We start from the raw sequence: 1,257 nt of genomic DNA on the forward strand, positions 1-1,257 counted from the left end.
TGGCGGTGGTGGCAGCGATACTCTTTTCGGCGGTCGCGGAAACGACAGACTCACCGGCGGCACCGAAGGCGACGTCTTCGTGTTCGACACCGCTCCGAACACCCAAACCAACTCGGACACGATCACCGATTTCGATACAAACGAAGACAAGATCTATCTCGATGCGATTGCCTTCCCTCGCCTGGGTCCGCGCTCGTCTTTCGGCGAGCCGAAATCACTTGCGCAAACGGCGTTTATTTCTGGATCCGATGTGTCTGCCGGCACCTCGACGGAACATCGCATCATCTACAACACGACCACGGGAGCGCTCTACTACGACGTGGACGGTTCCGGAAACGGAACAGTCAACCATGCAGCCGTGCAAATTGCAGTCCTCAGCACAAAGCCGGCTCTGACCGTGGCTCACCTTTTCATCATCTGATCGCGGCCGAAGTGACGCCTTAGCGGCGCGCATTTTCCTCGATCTCGCCGCTCGCGCGGCCCGTATTACTCTTTGCGACGTGGAGGCCAGAATGGCAGTTCCTTACACTCTCGAAATCGTTGCCGGCTCATCGGGCGCACAAGCCGGTGAGGAGCCGCTGTACAATGTGCTGTTCGATGAGAACCTCGCGAACGACACGTTGATCGGAACGATATCGAATGCTCAGCCCGGATGGCGTTATTCGTTCAACTTCGGGCCTGGATTCGACGGAGACGGTGAAGGGCGCTTCTACATCGTCGGCAATCAGATCTTCGTAAAGGCAGCCAAGGCCGCAGACGGGTCGAGCCTGTTCGACTTCGAGGTCGCGAGCACCTATGCGATGTCGATCACCGGAATCGAACTGGGCGGCGGAACGGGTACGCAAGCCGGACAGTTCAACGTCTACATGAGGGACAAGAACGACGCGCCGAACGCACTGGCTCTCGTCAATGAAGGTGGCGGTACGGACCTGTCGGTCGTGGAGAAACGCGCGGCCGACACCGTGATCGGCAACTTGAGAGCGTCGGATCAGGATGAGGATCTCGGATTCGGCGACACTCTGACCTTTTCGATCATCGAGAACCCGGGCAGCCGGTTCAAGCTGGACGCAACGGGCAAGAAGGTCGTTCTCGCTGCTCCGCTCGATTACAACGCGTCCGATCTGCAATCGGACGGCGGTGGAAAGTACTACGAAATCAAGGTCCGCGTCACCGATGCCGGCGGCCCGGGAGGCACCGCGCTTTCGGAAGAGAAGACGTTCAAGGTTTATGTCATCGACGACGGTGTTCCGAACAAGG

General features: G+C 58.6%; 2 protein-coding genes. Both read left to right on the forward strand.

Features of this window, described 5'->3' with window-relative positions:
* Positions 1–421 (forward strand): M10 family metallopeptidase C-terminal domain-containing protein (locus AC1DT3_RS21655; RefSeq protein WP_477467243.1); only part of this gene is annotated, 421 nt, incomplete at its 5' end.
* Positions 422–512: 91 nt separating this feature from the next.
* A partial coding sequence (locus AC1DT3_RS21660) for a cadherin repeat domain-containing protein (RefSeq protein WP_477467244.1) occupies positions 513–1,257 on the forward strand: 745 nt, incomplete at its 3' end.

The organism is Microvirga sp. P4_G7, from assembly GCF_056401005.1.